Annotated in this window: 14 protein-coding genes; 9 read left to right on the plus strand and 5 right to left on the minus strand. The window is 64.9% G+C overall.

Annotated elements, in window-relative coordinates:
• Positions 1-55 precede the first annotated feature (55 nt).
• From H9K76_RS06110 to H9K76_RS06130, 5 genes are all read left to right on the plus strand, one after another.
• Entirely contained in the window at positions 56-1,207 is a 1,152-nt protein-coding gene (locus tag H9K76_RS06110; protein WP_187598782.1) for a BMP family ABC transporter substrate-binding protein, read from the plus strand.
• A gap of 289 nt (positions 1,208-1,496) precedes the next feature.
• Positions 1,497-2,651 (plus strand): BMP family ABC transporter substrate-binding protein, encoded by a 1,155-nt coding sequence (locus H9K76_RS06115; RefSeq protein WP_187598784.1) that lies wholly within the window; start codon positions 1,497-1,499, stop codon positions 2,649-2,651.
• Positions 2,652-2,784: 133 nt separating this feature from the next.
• Positions 2,785-3,138 carry a cupin domain-containing protein gene (locus H9K76_RS06120; protein ID WP_246475340.1) on the plus strand — a complete coding sequence of 118 codons (354 nt, stop codon included), beginning with the start codon at positions 2,785-2,787 and terminating at the stop codon, positions 3,136-3,138.
• A gap of 237 nt (positions 3,139-3,375) precedes the next feature.
• Positions 3,376-4,362, plus strand: coding sequence for an aromatic ring-hydroxylating dioxygenase subunit alpha (locus H9K76_RS06125; RefSeq protein WP_187598785.1), 987 nt, complete (start codon positions 3,376-3,378; stop codon positions 4,360-4,362).
• A gap of 2 nt (positions 4,363-4,364) precedes the next feature.
• On the plus strand, positions 4,365-5,414 hold the full coding sequence (locus H9K76_RS06130) for an adenosine deaminase (RefSeq protein WP_187598787.1): 1,050 nt from the start codon (positions 4,365-4,367) through the stop codon (positions 5,412-5,414).
• A 9-nt stretch (positions 5,415-5,423) separates the two neighbouring features.
• Here the strand turns inward: H9K76_RS06130 and H9K76_RS06135 are convergent, their stop codons facing one another.
• Positions 5,424-6,635 carry an MFS transporter gene (locus H9K76_RS06135; RefSeq protein WP_187598789.1) on the minus strand — a complete coding sequence of 404 codons (1,212 nt, stop codon included), beginning with the start codon at positions 6,633-6,635 and terminating at the stop codon, positions 5,424-5,426.
• Between the two features lie 94 nt (positions 6,636-6,729).
• Here H9K76_RS06135 and H9K76_RS06140 point away from each other — a divergent pair, with 94 nt between their 5' ends.
• Positions 6,730-7,341 (plus strand): TetR/AcrR family transcriptional regulator, encoded by a 612-nt coding sequence (locus H9K76_RS06140; protein WP_187598791.1) that lies wholly within the window; start codon positions 6,730-6,732, stop codon positions 7,339-7,341.
• Positions 7,342-7,392: 51 nt separating this feature from the next.
• Here H9K76_RS06140 and kynA read toward each other — a convergent pair whose 3' ends face one another.
• Together kynA and H9K76_RS06150 are read right to left on the minus strand one after the other, a co-directional pair.
• On the minus strand, positions 7,393-8,250 hold the full coding sequence (kynA, locus tag H9K76_RS06145; RefSeq protein WP_187598793.1) for a tryptophan 2,3-dioxygenase: 858 nt from the start codon (positions 8,248-8,250) through the stop codon (positions 7,393-7,395).
• A gap of 74 nt (positions 8,251-8,324) precedes the next feature.
• Complete coding sequence (locus H9K76_RS06150) at positions 8,325-8,909, minus strand: helix-turn-helix domain-containing protein (protein ID WP_187598795.1); 585 nt, start codon at positions 8,907-8,909, stop codon at positions 8,325-8,327.
• Between the two features lie 72 nt (positions 8,910-8,981).
• Between H9K76_RS06150 and H9K76_RS06155 the strand changes: the two genes are divergently transcribed.
• Complete coding sequence (locus tag H9K76_RS06155) at positions 8,982-10,403, plus strand: L-lactate permease (RefSeq protein WP_187598796.1); 1,422 nt, start codon at positions 8,982-8,984, stop codon at positions 10,401-10,403.
• Here the strand turns inward: H9K76_RS06155 and kynB are convergent.
• Together kynB and H9K76_RS06165 are read right to left on the minus strand one after the other, a co-directional pair.
• A complete protein-coding gene (gene kynB, locus H9K76_RS06160; RefSeq protein ID WP_187598798.1) occupies positions 10,398-11,057 on the minus strand; it encodes an arylformamidase in 660 nt (219 codons plus the stop codon). The genes H9K76_RS06155 and kynB overlap by 6 nt on opposite strands.
• Before the next feature lie 81 nt (positions 11,058-11,138).
• The gene (locus tag H9K76_RS06165; RefSeq protein ID WP_187598800.1) at positions 11,139-11,468 is read right to left on the minus strand and encodes a YkgJ family cysteine cluster protein; all 330 of its coding nucleotides are present in this window, start codon (positions 11,466-11,468) and stop codon (positions 11,139-11,141) included.
• A gap of 195 nt (positions 11,469-11,663) precedes the next feature.
• Here H9K76_RS06165 and H9K76_RS06170 point away from each other — a divergent pair, with 195 nt between their 5' ends.
• Positions 11,664-11,975 carry a FeoA family protein gene (locus H9K76_RS06170; RefSeq protein ID WP_187598802.1) on the plus strand — a complete coding sequence of 104 codons (312 nt, stop codon included), beginning with the start codon at positions 11,664-11,666 and terminating at the stop codon, positions 11,973-11,975.
• A 44-nt stretch (positions 11,976-12,019) separates the two neighbouring features.
• Positions 12,020-13,930: a ferrous iron transporter B gene (feoB, locus tag H9K76_RS06175; RefSeq protein ID WP_187598804.1), complete on the plus strand. Its 1,911-nt coding sequence runs from the start codon at positions 12,020-12,022 to the stop codon at positions 13,928-13,930.
• The last annotated feature ends 22 nt before the right edge of the window (positions 13,931-13,952 follow it).

The following is a 13,952-nucleotide window of genomic DNA, read 5'->3' on the forward strand; positions in this document are numbered from 1 at the left end:
CACAGCGGACCCATTTCCGTTCGAGTCGAAGTTTCAAGAAAAGGGAAGTCAATCCATGAGCAATGTGAGCAAGCGTGCACTGATCAAGATGATCGGCCTGTCGGCAGTTTCCGTGGCGGCCTTGACCGCGTGCGGCAAGAAGGACGAGGCCCCGGCGCCCGCAGCGGCTCCTTCCGCGCAGGCCCCGGCTCCGGCCGGCGACAAGCTGAAGATCGGCTTTGTCTACGTGAGCCCGATCGGCGATGGCGGCTGGACGTTCCAGCATGAACTGGGCCGCAAGGCGATCCAGGAGAAGTTCGGCGACAAGATCGAGACCTCGATGGTCGAGAGCGTGCCCGAGTCCGCCGATGCGGAGCGCGTGATGCGCGACATGGCCGGCCAGGGCAAGAAGCTGATCTTCGCAACCAGCTTCGGCTACCAGGAGTTCGTGCAGAAGGTCGCGGGTGATCTGAAGGACGTGAATTTCGAACACGCCACCGGCTACAAGACCGGCGACAACGTGGCCGTGTATGACACCAAGACCTTCGAGGGTGCCTACCTTGCGGGCATCGTCGCGGGTGCGATGACCAAGACCAAGACGGTCGGCGTGGTCGCCTCCGTGCCGATCCCCGAAGTGGTCCGCAACATCAACAGCTTCGTGCTGGGCGCACAGAGCGTGGATCCGTCGATCAAGGCCAAGGTGGTGTGGGTGAACGAATGGTTCGCGCCTCCGAAGGAATCCGAAGCCGCCACCAGCCTGATCAACGGCGGCGTGGACGTGATGTACCAGAACACCAACTCGCCCGCCGTGCTCAAGACCGCAGAGGAGCGCGGCGTGCGCGCCTTCGGCAAGGATGGCGACATGAGCGCTTTCGCGCCCAAGGCCCACCTGGGCTCGGCCGTGATCGACTGGACTCCTTATTACACCAAGGTGGTCGAGGACAAGCTCGCCGGCAAGTGGCAGACCGGCAACTTCTGGTGGGGCGTGAAGGAAGGCGCGATCGACCTGAAGAAGATCGCCGACGATGTGCCGCAGGAGGTCAAGGACAAGGTCGAGAAGGCGCGTGCCGGCCTCAAGGATGGCTCGTTCGCCGTCTGGACCGGCCCGATCAAGGACAACACCGGCAAGGAACTGCTGGCGGCAGGTTCTGTGGCCGACGATGCCTTCCTGCGCGGCATCAACTTCTACGTGAACGGTATCGAAGGCACGGTTCCAGGCACCAAGTAAGCCGTTCCCCTTCGTTGCTTTGATGAGGCCCTCCTGAGCGAGGGCCTCCGTGTTTCTGCGAAAGGGTGATGGAGGGTGCTATCGCTCTATGCGCATGTAAACAACAGGCTATTCAAAAATATGTCACAGATAGCAGCCCTGGCCTGATTTGTGCATATATTTGCGACACGCCTGAAATGGGAATGAACGGGGGCTTGTTTGCAGGGGCGCCAACGCGCTCCTGCTGCCTTTTCGTCTTTCCGTTCTCCGGTTTTCCGTGCACCCCACTATTCAACAGAGGATTCATCTCATGACCGATCTTCAAAAACGTTCCCTGATCAAGGTTGCCGCGCTCTCCGCCGTGGCCGCCGCCGCGCTGGTTGGCTGTGGCAAGAAGGAGGAAGCTCCTGCGCCCGCACCGGCCCCTGCTCCGGCTGCTGCGCCAGCGCCTGCCGCCGAGCCGTTGAAGATCGGTTTCGCCTATGTCGGCCCGGTGGGCGACGGCGGCTATTCCTATGCGCATGACCAGGGCCGCCAGGCGCTCGAGAAGGAATACGGCGACAAGATCAAGACCACCTTCGTGGAAAGCGTGCCGGAAGGCGCCGATGCGGAGCGCGTGCTGCGCGACCTGGCCACGCAGGGCAACAAGCTGATCTTCGGCACCACCTTCGGCTACATGGACGTGATCCAGAAGCTGGCCCCCGAATTCCCTGACGTGAAGTGGATGCACGCCACCGGCTACAAGACCGCGCCCAATGCCAGCACCTATGACTTCCGCACCTACGAAGCCGCCTATCTGGCGGGCGTGGTGGCCGGTGCCATGACCAAGACCAACACGCTGGGCGTGGTGGGCTCGGTGCCGATTCCCGAAGTGCTGCGCAACATCAACAGCTTCACGATGGGCGCCCAGTCCATGAACCCGAAGATCAAGACCAAGGTGGTCTGGGTGAACGAGTGGTTCGCACCTCCCAAGGAAACCGAAGCCGCGACATCGCTGATCAATGGCGGTGCGGACATCCTGTTCCAGAACACCGACTCCCCCGCCGTGTTGAAGACCGCGGAAGAGAAGGGCAAGCGCGCCTTCGGCTGGGATTCCGACATGACCGCCTACGGTCCCAAGGCGCACCTGGGCTCGGCGATCTTCAAGCCATCGGGCTTCTATGTGCAGACCGTCAAGGAAGTCATGGACGGCACCTGGAAGAGCCAGGAAACCTGGTGGGGCGTGAAGGAAGATGCGATCGACATCGTCTCGCTCGCACCCGATGTTCCCGACGCCGCCAAGGCCAAGCTGGAAGAAGTCAAGAAGGGCCTGAAGGACGGCACGTTCGCCATCTGGAAGGGTCCTCTCAAGAGCAACGACGGCAAGGAGCTGCTGCCAGCCGACAAGGTGGCCGACGACGCCTTCATGCGCGGCGTGAACTTCTACGTGCAGGGCGTGGAAGGCAAGGTGCCAGGCGGCAAGTGATCCGCTTTGCCTGCGTCGCCGGCATCAGGGGCTGACGTAAGATTGCCCTTCACTAAGGCTGCCCCCGGGCAGCCTTTTTTATCGCCGGGCCGTCCAAGCTCAGGTCCCATTTCAGAGAACAAGGAGCCATCCCGTGAGTATTCAAGTCATTTCCCCGCAGGCCGCCCTGGCTGCGCTCAAGGACCGTGGTCCAGTCAAGATACCGGTGGGCGAGCCCGTGTGCATGATCCGCGGGGTGGATGTGGCGATCCCCGAGCGGCCGGCGGTCGATACCGGGTTCTGGGAGTGCACTCCCGGGCAGTTCCGCCGTCCGGTCGATACCGGTGAGATCATGTACATCCTCGAAGGTGCGGGCTCATTCACACCCGATGGCGAAGGGGCCGAGACCTTCGAGTTCAAGGCGGGCGACTCGCTGTTCTTTCCTCCGTTCACGCGCGGCACCTGGAATATCCGCGAGACCGTGCGCAAGCTCTATGTGATGGTGTGAAGCCGCGCGCTGCCGGCCCCGATCGGCCGAGTGAGGCGCTGGGCCATGTGGCTGCCGCGAGCGGTTTTCCGCACTCCTGGCGTAAGATCGCCCGCACGCTCCAAAGGCCGCCCCCGGGCGGCTTTTTGTATTTGGAACAAAAACAGGAGCCTGTTGATGATCTCCACGCGAGGGTGCAGGAGCGGCCTTCGCGCAGGAACCGTCAACAGGCTTCAAGAATCTCAGGTGCTTCTCCCCATGATCGAAAACACCCTCTGGCATCCCGTCGCGCAGTCGCACGAGGTGCTCCAGGACACTCCGCTGTCCGTGAAGCTGCTCGAGCAGGCCGTGGTCCTCTGGCGCAATGCCGAAGGCGTGGCGCAGGCATTTGTCGACCGCTGCCCGCACCGCGGCGCGCGCCTGTCGATGGGCCGCATCGAGAACGGCAACCTCGAATGCCCGTACCACGGCTGGCAGTTCGCCTCCGGTGGCCAATGCGTGAAGATTCCCGCCGTGCCCGACTTCGTTCCGCCGCCGTCGCAATGCGTGAAGTCGTTTGCCGTGCAGGAAGCCTGCGGCCTGGTCTGGGTGCGCCTGCAGGAGGGCGAATCTGCCAGCGAGCAGTTGCCCGCATTCGCTGCAGAGGCCGACGAGCACCTGCGCAAGGTGAACTGCGGCCCCTATGACGTGGCGGCGAGCGCGCCGCGCATCATCGAGAATTTCCTCGACATGTCGCACTTCGGCTTCGTGCACGAAGGCTGGCTCGGCAGCCGTGAAACGACCGCGATCCCCACCTACAAGGTCGAGCCCACGGCCACCGGCGTGCTGGCCACCGGGTGCAAGGCGGTGCAGCCGCAATCGAACCTGCACTCGACACAGGCCGCCGAGGTCGAGTACACCTACGAGGTGACCGCGCCCTATGCGGCCGTGCTCACCAAGATCCCGGAAGAGGGTACATCCAGGCAAGGCTGGCGCGAGCAGATCGGCCTGTTCATCTGCCCGGTCACGCCCGATACGTCGCGCGTGTGGTTCCGCCTCGCCGTGGCCGATTTCGAATCGAGCGATGAGCAGCTGAGGGAATTCCAGCACACGATTTTCGTTCAGGACCAGCCGGTTCTTGAATCACAATTGCCGAAGGCGCTGCCGCTCGATCCGCGTGCCGAGATGCACTCGGCGGCGGACCGCATGTCCTCCGCATACCGCCGGTATCTGAAGGCTGGCGGCATCACGTTTGGAGTTTGCTGATCATGACGACGACGTTCCAGGTTCCCGACATCGAGGCCTCGCGCCTGCCCGCGCTGCTCGAAGCCATGCCCAAGGCCGAACTGCACATGCACATCGAAGGCTCGCTCGAGCCCGAGATGATCTTCAGGCTCGCGCAGCGCAACGGCGTGAAACTCTCCTATGCCAGCGTCGAAGAGTTGCGCAAGGCCTATGCCTTCACCGACCTGCAGAGCTTTCTCGACATTTACTACGCGGGCGCGAGCGTGCTGCTGACGGAGCAGGATTTCTACGACATGGCGCGCGCCTATCTCGACCGCGCCGTGGCGGACAACGTCGTGCGCTCGGAGATGTTCTTCGATCCCCAGACGCATACCGAACGCGGCGTGGCGATGGAGACGGTGATCAACGGCCTGCACCGCGCCTGTGTGGACGCGGAGCGTGAGCAGGGCATCTCTGCCGCACTGATCCTGTGCTTCCTGCGCCATCTGTCGGAAGACTCCGCGCTGCAGACGCTGGAGGCCGCGCTGCCTTTTCGCGACAGGTTCATCGGCGTGGGACTCGACAGCAGCGAGGTGGGCAATCCGCCCGAGAAGTTCGCACGGGTGTTCGCTCGCTGCAGGGAACTGGGCCTGCACCTCGTTGCGCATGCCGGCGAGGAGGGGCCGCCGGAGTATGTCTGGAGCGCGCTCGACGTGCTGCATGTCGAGCGCGTCGATCACGGCGTGCAGTCCGTGCGCGACCCCGCGCTGATGCAGCGGCTGGCCAAGGACCGCATCGCGCTGACCGTGTGCCCGCTGTCGAATGAGAAGCTCTGTGTGTTTCCCCGGCTGGCCGATCACAACATCAGGCAACTGCTCGATGCAGGCCTGGTCGCGACCGTGAATTCCGACGACCCCGCGTATTTCGGTGGCTACATGAACACCAACTTCACGCGGCTGTTCGCCGAGGCGCCCGGGCTCACGGCCCGGCACGCCTACCAACTGGCCTTCAACAGCCTGGAGGCAAGCTTTGCCGAGCGGGCGGACAAGGAGCGCTGGCAGCAGCAACTGCGCTCCGTGTTCGAGAAGGCCTGACACGCTTCTTCATCTCGATGCGCCGGCTCTCCAGGTTCCCGCCAGCGCCAGCGCCGCAAACAGCATCAGCATGGAGCCATATGCGTAGGTGACGGGCATGAGCCCCAGCTTCGCGGCCGATACGCCTGCCACGATGGCGGGCACGCTGAAGGCCAGGTAGCTGGCGATGTAGATGGCCGAGAGCAGGGCGCCGCGCTCGTGTGCCGCGGCCAGCGGGATCATGCTGCGCAGCGCACCCTGGAAGCCCGAGCCGAAGCCCGTGCCCGCCACGACGGATGCGCCGAGCACCATGGCGAGGCTGTGAAAATGCGCACCCGCCAGCATCAGGGCCACGCCCGCAAAGAGCGCGCCTCCGCCAAAGCGCAGCATGGTGCGGGGGGCGTGGCCGCGCAGTGTCCAGATGCCGGCGGCCGCGCTCAGCATGTTGATGCAGATCCCGAAACTCGCGGCCAGTTCGGAGCCCGTGACGGAGCGGATCATCGATGGACCGAGCGACAGATAGAACCCGCCGAGCGCCCATACCGCGATGCTCATGGGCAGCATCTGGAAAAAGGCCTGGCGCGCCTGCACGGGAATGCGCACGCGGGGCCGCATGGCGGCCAGCGCCCCGGGCCGGCGCAGGCCCGTCTCGGGCATGGCGAGCACGGCTGTTCCGGCGGCGACCAGCAACAGCACCAGCAGCCAGAACACCAGTCCAAGCTGATTCCGCCACAGTTGTGCGAACTCACCCGCGACCAGAATGCCCACGGCCATGCCGAGCATCGGGGACATGGTGCTGATCAGGGTGCCGCGCTCGCGGTGCAGGTCCAGCAGCGCGGCACCAATGGCGGCGCTTGCCATGCCGGTGGCAAATCCCTGAAGCAGCCGGGCCGCGAACAGCATGCGCACGTCGCCGGCCTGGGCGAAGACGACGAGGGAAGCGACCTCCAGCACCAGCGAGGTCAGTATCACGGGCTTGCGCCCGAGGTGGTCGGACAGCGCGCCGGTTGTGAGCAGCGCCAGCAGCAGGCTGAAGGCGTAGACGGCGAATACCAGGGTGAGCGTGCCCGAGGAGAATCCCCAGGACTGCTGGTACAGCCGGTAGAGCGGCGTGGGGGCGCTGGAGGCCGCAAAGAAGGTGCCGAGCGTGAGCGCCAGGGTGGCGAGGCCGCGGACAGGGGCGGCGCCGGCCGTGCAGGTCGTGCAGGCGGCGGTGGGGGAGGATGCTTGCGAGGATGACATGGTTAATGGACTCATGCACAATAAAAGCAAAATATTTGCGTTTGCGGATTGTCGAATGAAACTTTGTTAATGCAAATTTTTAGCTTTAATAACCATGATCGCAAAAGTCCCTTCCCAGAGCCGCCCTGGCGGGCGCAGCGCGCGCATCCAGACAACGGTCTACGAGACCGTCAAGGAATTGCTCAAGACCTTGTCGCGCGAGGAGCTGACCTTCCCGCTGATTGCGGCGCAGGCGGGCGTCACCCCATCTACCCTGTATCGGCGCTGGGGTGACATCCAGCAATTGCTGGCCGACGTGGCCGTGGAGATCATCCGCCCCACCGCTCCGCCGCCGGATACCGGCAGCCTGGGCGGCGACCTCAGTGGGTGGCTGGAACAGTTCCTGGAGGAATCGGTCTCGCCTCTGGGTCGCGCAATGTTGCGGGACATGGCGGCTGCCTATGGCGACGACCGCGTGCCATGCGCCTGCGTGGAGATCCTGCGCGGGCAGTTGCAGGTGATCCTGGATCGCGCCGAAGCGCGTGGCGAGGCGGTCGCGCTCGATGCGGACACCTTGCTGGACCTGCTGGCCACGCCGATCGCCTATCGGGCACTTTTCGACCTGCCGCCGGAGCCGGCCTACGCCCAGGTGCTGCTGGGCCGCGTGCGCGCGCTGCTTCGCACGCGCCGCATGAATCGCGAGAGTGGCGACAATGAGCCGCAGTGAGGGACGGGGGCCGTCAGTGGCCCTCGCCGCAGACCACCGGCCGTGGGGCCATCAGAGCGCCGTGCGCAACCGCCAGATCTCGGGGAACAGAACGACCTCGAGCATCTTGCGCAGATAGCTCACGCCGCCTGTGCCGCCCGTGCCGCGCTTGAAGCCGATCACGCGCTCGACAGTGGTCACGTGGCGGAAGCGCCAGAGCCGGAACGCGTCCTCGATGTCGGTGAGCTTTTCGCCGAGTTGGTACAGGTCCCAGTGCTTGTGCGGGTCGCGGTAGACCTCGAGCCATGCGGCCTCCACGCCCTCGCTGTATTCGTAGGGCTGCGTCCAGTCGCGCTGCAGGCGATCGGCGGGCACGTCGAGGCCTTCACGGGCGAGCAGCTGCAGCGATACGTCATAAAGCGAAGGTGCCTCGTAGGCCGCGCGCACCTGCGCAAGCAGGTCGTCGCGGTGCTCATGCGGCTTGAGCATGGCGGCGTTCTTGTTGCCCAGCGAGAACTCGATGCAGCGGTACTGGTAGCTCTGGAAGCCGCTTGAATTGGCGAGGTAGGGGCGCATGGCCGAATACTCGGGCGGTGTCATGGTGGAGAGCACGCTCCAGGCACTCACCAGTTGCTCCATGATGCGGCTCACGCGCGCCAGCATCTTGAAGGCATCGGCGCGCGTTCCTCCTGCAATCGCGTTGGTGGCGGCACGCACCTCGTGCAGCATGAGCTTCATCCACAACTCGCTTGTCTGGTGCTGCACGATGAACAGCATCTCGTCATGTGCGGGCGAGAGCGGGTGCTGCGCGTTCAGGATTTCGTCGAGGTGCAGGTAGTCGCCATAACTCATGTCCTTGCTGAAATCGAGCTTGGCTTTTTCGTCGCGGACGATGGATTCGGTGCTGGCGTTGTTGTTCGGGTCTTGCATGGCGCGGGTGATGTCTCTGGACGAAATGGCCGATTCTAGCGATGCACCGCGGTCCATCGTACCCGGATCCGGGCTCAGGAAACCGGCGTCGAGACGATGAGAATGAGCCTGGCCGGCGTTGCGCCCTCGTTGATGAAGCGATGTTCCGAATCCATGGTGAGCACCGCGGTGTCGCCTGTGCGCAGCAGCACGCTTTCCGTGCCTGCGAAAACGCGCACGCTGCCCTTGAGGATGTAGAACATCTCGCGCGTACCGGCGCGGTGTGCGGCGAAATGGCTGGACTCGGCTCCGGGCGGCACTTCGTACTGAATGACGGAGAGCCCGGGCGCGGGCTTGGCGAGCGCGATGCGGGCAACGCCGGTGTCCTCGTGCACGATGCGCCGATGTTCGCTCGCACGCGTGACCTGCGGACCGTCGCTCTCCTGCAGCAACTCTCCGATGTCGCATCCGAGGCCGCGCGCAATCGCCATGGCGTTGCGCAGGCTGGCACTCAGCAGCCCGCGCTCCACGCGCGACAGCGAGCCCGGCGAGACGCCGCTGGCCTCTGCCAGTTGATCGAGCGTGATGCCCAGTTGCGCGCGGCGCGCCCGCACGGCCAGGCCGAACTGGAGGTCAGCATCGGGAGCTTCCGGGGTTTCGGTGGGGATGGCTTTGTTCATGGCTTGAAAAATTTCGTTTATGCAAATAAACTTGCGTATAAGCAATTTTAAACCAAACGGAAATACCACACCATGTCGCTTTTCCTGAGTGCCCTGCCTGTACTGGCAGTGATCGTTGCGCTGCTGCTGGGAATGCGTTCGCTGCATGCGGCGCTGGCAGGCGTGCTGCTGTCGGCGCTGGCCATGGTGCTCGCGTTTCCGCTGGATGCCGCCACCGCGTGGCAGGCCACGGCGCTGTGGTTGCCCGTGCTGGTCGAGGTGCTGCTGATCGTAGGCGGCGGGCTGCTGCTCTCCGAGGTGCTGCGCGCCGCCGGGGCGCAGAAGGCGCTGGCGCATTGGGTCCTGGGCCGCACCGGCAACGGCGCGGCAGCGGTGCTGCTGGTGGTGCACGGCGTCACGCCATTTGCGGAGTCGCTCACCGGATTCGGCATCGGCATCACCATCGGCATTCCGCTGCTCGTGCACTGCGGGTTGCCTGCGCGCAAGGTGGCGGTCATCGGCCTGCTGGGGCTGTGTGCCGTGCCCTGGGGCTCGATGGGGCCGGGCACGCTGATCGCGGCAACCATGGCGGGGCTGCCGCTCGATGCACTGGGACTGGCATCCGCCTACGTGAGCGTGATTCCGTTCGTGGTGACGGGAGCGGTCGCCGCGTGGATGGCCAGTCCCGCGGGCGAGCGTGGTCGCGGACTGCTGATGGGCACGGTATCCGGGCTGCTGCTCACGCTGGCAGTGAGCTTCTTCAACGCCACCGTGGGCACTGCACCCGCAGGTGCGCTGGGTGCGTTGGCGATGATCGCGCTGCATCTGTGGCGCGGCAGCCGCAAGCCGGATGCCGGGGCGACGGCCCCGAATGCTTCGCTTGCGCCCCTCGCACCCATCGCGCAACGCGCACTGGCCGCCTATGGCGTATTGCTGGCGGGCGTGCTTCTGGCGGGGCTCGTGGTTCGCGCCATGCATCTGCCGCCTCTGTGGCGCATGCTGGCCTCTCCCGCGCTGTGGCTGTTCGTGGCGACGCTGTTCTTCACGCGGGCAGCGCTGCCGTCGCAGTCGCTGCGCACGGCGTGGCGTTCATGGACCCAGGTCGCGCCGGTCACCGGTCTCTTCATCGCCATGGGGGTGGTGATGGCGGTTTCGGGCATGGCCACCCAGCTGGCGCATGCACTGGCTTCCGGAGGGCGCTGGTATCTGTTTGTCGCACCTTTCGTGGGCGCCCTGGGCGGCTTCGTCACGGGCTCCAACACGGGCGCCAATGCGATGTTCGCGGCCACGCAGGCCGAGATTGCCCAGGCGCTTTCCGTGCCGGTGCTGCCATTCATGGCGGTGCACAACGTGAGTGCGGCGCTGCTGCTCATGGGATCCCCGGGCAAGATCGAGATGGCATGCCAGCTTGCACCGGCCGAGGCGGTGCAGCATCGCCGCTGGATTCAGCTGGTCGTGCTGGGCATCGACCTGGCGGCCGTGGCACTGATGGCGGTGATCAACCTGTTCCTATGAACACGCTCTGAGGATCGCACGCAGCGGCGATGCATCGGCCGTCACCAGCTTGAGCGGCAGCGCGATCAGCTCGTAGTCGCCTTCCTCCACTTCGTCGAGCACGAGGTTTTCCAGCACCCGCATGTCGCGGCGGCGGATGACCTGGTGGCTGTCGAGCGTCTTGCTAGGGGCGGGGTCGATGCTGGCGGAGTCGATGCCGATCAGCTTCACGCCCAGGTCGGCCAGGCGTTCGATGGTTTGCGGCGCATAGGCGGTCAGTTCCGGGTCCCAGCGATCGACCGGCATGTTCCTGTAGGTCCGCACCAGCACACGTTCCGGTAGATCGGCCACGGCATGCGCAATGTGTTCCCACTGGATCAGCGGCCCGCAACCGATCGCATGGATCACGCGGCAGGGGCCGATGTAGGCCTCGAGCGGTACATCGCCGATCGTGGCGCCATTGGGGTCATAGTGCAGCGGTGCATCGGCGTGCGATCCGACATGCGGCGAGAGGGTGATGGTAGCGACGTTGACCGGGCAGTTCGGCGAGATCGTGGCATTCCATTCCTGCGCGTACTCGGTGTCGCCAGGGAAGACGGGGGTGCCCACGCGCACCGGGGCGGAAATGTCCCAGATGCGGCGCTGGCGTGGATGGACGGGCTTGCTGCTGTTCATGGCGCGGGTGCTTGTCTCCATAGGATGGACGCAGTGTAGATGGAGTCTGGGCGGAGTCTGTGCATGGCGGCACGGTGCCGGTCACACCACGAAGTCGTCCGGCAACGGCGGCAATTGCCTGCGGGTGCGGGCCCGGATACAGGCTTCGGAGCCCGCCTCGAACTCGCGGCAGGGGGAGGGTCGCCACTCATAGATCCCGCAGGCGGCTTTCTCGCCAATCTTGCCGGTGAGCGCTGCGCAACGTGGTGACGCATGGTCGGTGCCACGCATGCGCGACGTGAATTCGGTCACGGGCACGACCAGTCCATCGGGAACGCTGCCCCCGTGCTCCTGGGTTTCCTCGATGGAAAAATCAACGCGGAAGCTGGCGCAACAGGCGCCGCAAGTAAGGCAGGGGTGAAGCGAAGACATGGACGTGACTCAGGCGGGGTGCGCCATTTTGCGCGATTCGGTGCCCGCGTGGCGCATGGGGCAGTGCAAGTCTGCTGACTGCGATGGCCGACCATTGACATGGAGAAAGGGACACTTGAGCGGAACCAGTCGCTCCAGTGCTGCTCTACTTTAGAATGAGAATTAAAACCATTTATAGAAAAAATCAAGTTTGTCATGCGAGTTCAACCTGAAGAATCCAGGAGCCAGCCACTTGCCGGCTCTCTTTCGACGTCCGCCGGCATGGGGCTGGACAGCTTGCCGCGCCACCAGAACGGCCTGGTCGTGGGCCTGCGTGCAGCGGGCAATGAGCGTGAGCAGGCCATGGTTCTGCGGTTGATGGAGATCGGCTTTCTGCCAGGAGAGCCGGTGCGTGTGCTGGCAACTGGCGTGCCGGGAGCTGATCCGCTGGCGGTTCGCGTGGGGCAGGCGACATTCGCGCTGCGCCGTGACGAGGCGGCATTTGTGCTGGTTCAGCCGGCGCAATGAATGATGAGCAAGCCAGACAGAACAGGATACGAGGGCAAGAACAGATGAGCAGTGCATCGACCACCACCACATCGCCAGGAGATTCCACAGGTGCCCCGTTGCATGTGGCGCTGTTGGGCAATCCCAACTGCGGCAAGACGGCGTTGTTCAACCTGATGACCGGCGCGCGGCAGAAAGTGGCCAACTATGCCGGCGTGACCGTGGAGCGCAAGGAAGGATGGTTCACGACCGCCGGCGGCAGGCGGGTGCGCATGCTGGATCTTCCAGGTGCCTACAGCTTGCATGCGCAAAGCCTGGACGAGGCCGTCACGCGCGATGTGCTGCTGGGGCGTCGCACGGGTGAGCCCCTGCCCGAGCTGGTGGCCTGCGTGACCGATGCGACCCACCTGCGCCTCAACCTGCGCCTCGTCCTCGAGGCCCGCAACCTGGGCCTGCCCATGGTGCTGGTGCTCAACATGAGCGACATGGCCCGCAAGCAGGGTATCCAGATCGACGAGGAGGTGCTTTCACGCGAGCTGGGCGTGCCTGTGATCTCGACCGTTGCCGTGAAGACCGATGGCGCGCAGAACCTGCTGAAGTGGATCGACTCCGGTCAGGTGAAGGCCCTCAAGCCCGCACGCCGCGAGGAGCCGCAGGGCGATGCGCAGCAGCGGGTTCTTGCGCTGCACGACGAGGTGCGCCGCATCCTCGATCTGGCCGTGAAGGCGCCGCCGGTGCAACTGGCGCGCGATGACCGCATCGACGCGGTGGTCCTGCACCCCGTGTGGGGGCTGGTGCTGCTGGCGGCTCTGCTGTTCCTGATTTTCCAGGCCGTGTTCGCCTGGGCCGCGGTGCCCATGGATTTCATCGATGCGACCACGGCCCAGACAGCCGAGTGGCTGAACGGGCACATGGCCGATGGGCCGCTGCGCAGCCTGCTGGCCGATGGCGTGATCGCGGGCGCCGGCGGCGTCATCGTGTTCCTGCCGCAGATCCTGATCCTGTTCTTCTTCATCCTGGTGCTGGAGGATTCGGGCTATCTGCCGCGTGCCGCCTTTCTGCTGGACCGCCTCATGGGAACGGTGGGCCTGTCGGGCCGCTCCTTCATCCCGCTGCTCTCGAGCTTTGCCTGCGCCATTCCGGGCGTGATGGCAGCACGCTCCATCCCAAGCTGGCGCGACCGCCTGGTCACCATCATGATCGCTCCGCTGATGACCTGCTCGGCACGCCTGCCTGTGTATGCACTGCTGATCGGCGCGTTCATTCCCGCGCGCACCATCGGCGGCATCTTCAACCTGCAGGGCCTGGTTCTGTTCGCGCTGTACGTCGCGGGTATCGTGAGCGCGATGGCCGTGGCCTTCGTTGCCAAGCGCTTCGGTGCGCGGCAGGGACGGGCGGCGCTGCTGATGGAGCTGCCGGCCTATCGCTGGCCCAGCCTGCGAAGCCTGGTCATCGGCCTGTACGAACGTGCGGTGATCTTCCTGAAGCGCGTGGGTGGCATCATCCTGGCGCTGACCATCGTGCTGTGGTTCCTGTCATCGTTCCCAGGCGCGCCCGACGGAGCGACCGAACCCGCCATCACCTACAGCCTGGCGGGCCGCATCGGCGAGGCCATGGCGCTGGTGTTCGCGCCCATCGGCTTCAACTGGCAGATCTGCATTGCGCTGGTGCCCGGCATGGCCGCGCGTGAAGTGGCGGTGAGCGCGCTCGGGACGGTGTACGCGCTGTCCGCCTCCGCCGACGACACGGCGGCCCAGCTCGGCCCGCTGATCGCCGACCAGTGGTCGCTGGCCACGGCGCTGTCGCTGCTGACCTGGTTCATCTTCGCCCCGCAATGCCTTGCCACGCTGGCCACGGTGCGCCGCGAGACCAACAGCTGGCGCTATGTGGCCATCATGGCGGGCTACCTGTTCGGCCTGGCCTACATCGCCTGCTTCATCGTCTACCACGTAGCCGTTGCAATGGGAGCGGGTTGATTTTTCCAGTTTGCAGGAGGAT

Source organism: Diaphorobacter ruginosibacter (assembly GCF_014395975.1).
GTDB classification, from domain to species: domain Bacteria; phylum Pseudomonadota; class Gammaproteobacteria; order Burkholderiales; family Burkholderiaceae_C; genus Diaphorobacter_A; species Diaphorobacter_A ruginosibacter.

Coding starts and splice junctions, on each gene's coding strand:
- H9K76_RS06110 (WP_187598782.1), top strand. CDS start 56: ATGAGCAATGTGAGCAAGCGTGCACTGATCAAGATGATCGGCCTGTCG.
- H9K76_RS06125 (WP_187598785.1), top strand. CDS start 3,376: ATGATCGAAAACACCCTCTGGCATCCCGTCGCGCAGTCGCACGAGGTG.
- H9K76_RS06170 (WP_187598802.1), top strand. CDS start 11,664: ATGCGAGTTCAACCTGAAGAATCCAGGAGCCAGCCACTTGCCGGCTCT.
- feoB (WP_187598804.1), top strand. CDS start 12,020: ATGAGCAGTGCATCGACCACCACCACATCGCCAGGAGATTCCACAGGT.
- H9K76_RS06150 (WP_187598795.1), bottom strand. CDS start 8,909: ATGAACAAAGCCATCCCCACCGAAACCCCGGAAGCTCCCGATGCTGAC.
- H9K76_RS06115 (WP_187598784.1), top strand. CDS start 1,497: ATGACCGATCTTCAAAAACGTTCCCTGATCAAGGTTGCCGCGCTCTCC.
- H9K76_RS06140 (WP_187598791.1), top strand. CDS start 6,730: ATGATCGCAAAAGTCCCTTCCCAGAGCCGCCCTGGCGGGCGCAGCGCG.
- H9K76_RS06135 (WP_187598789.1), bottom strand. CDS start 6,635: ATGTCATCCTCGCAAGCATCCTCCCCCACCGCCGCCTGCACGACCTGC.
- H9K76_RS06130 (WP_187598787.1), top strand. CDS start 4,365: ATGACGACGACGTTCCAGGTTCCCGACATCGAGGCCTCGCGCCTGCCC.
- H9K76_RS06155 (WP_187598796.1), top strand. CDS start 8,982: ATGTCGCTTTTCCTGAGTGCCCTGCCTGTACTGGCAGTGATCGTTGCG.
- kynB (WP_187598798.1), bottom strand. CDS start 11,057: ATGAACAGCAGCAAGCCCGTCCATCCACGCCAGCGCCGCATCTGGGAC.
- kynA (WP_187598793.1), bottom strand. CDS start 8,250: ATGCAAGACCCGAACAACAACGCCAGCACCGAATCCATCGTCCGCGAC.
- H9K76_RS06165 (WP_187598800.1), bottom strand. CDS start 11,468: ATGTCTTCGCTTCACCCCTGCCTTACTTGCGGCGCCTGTTGCGCCAGC.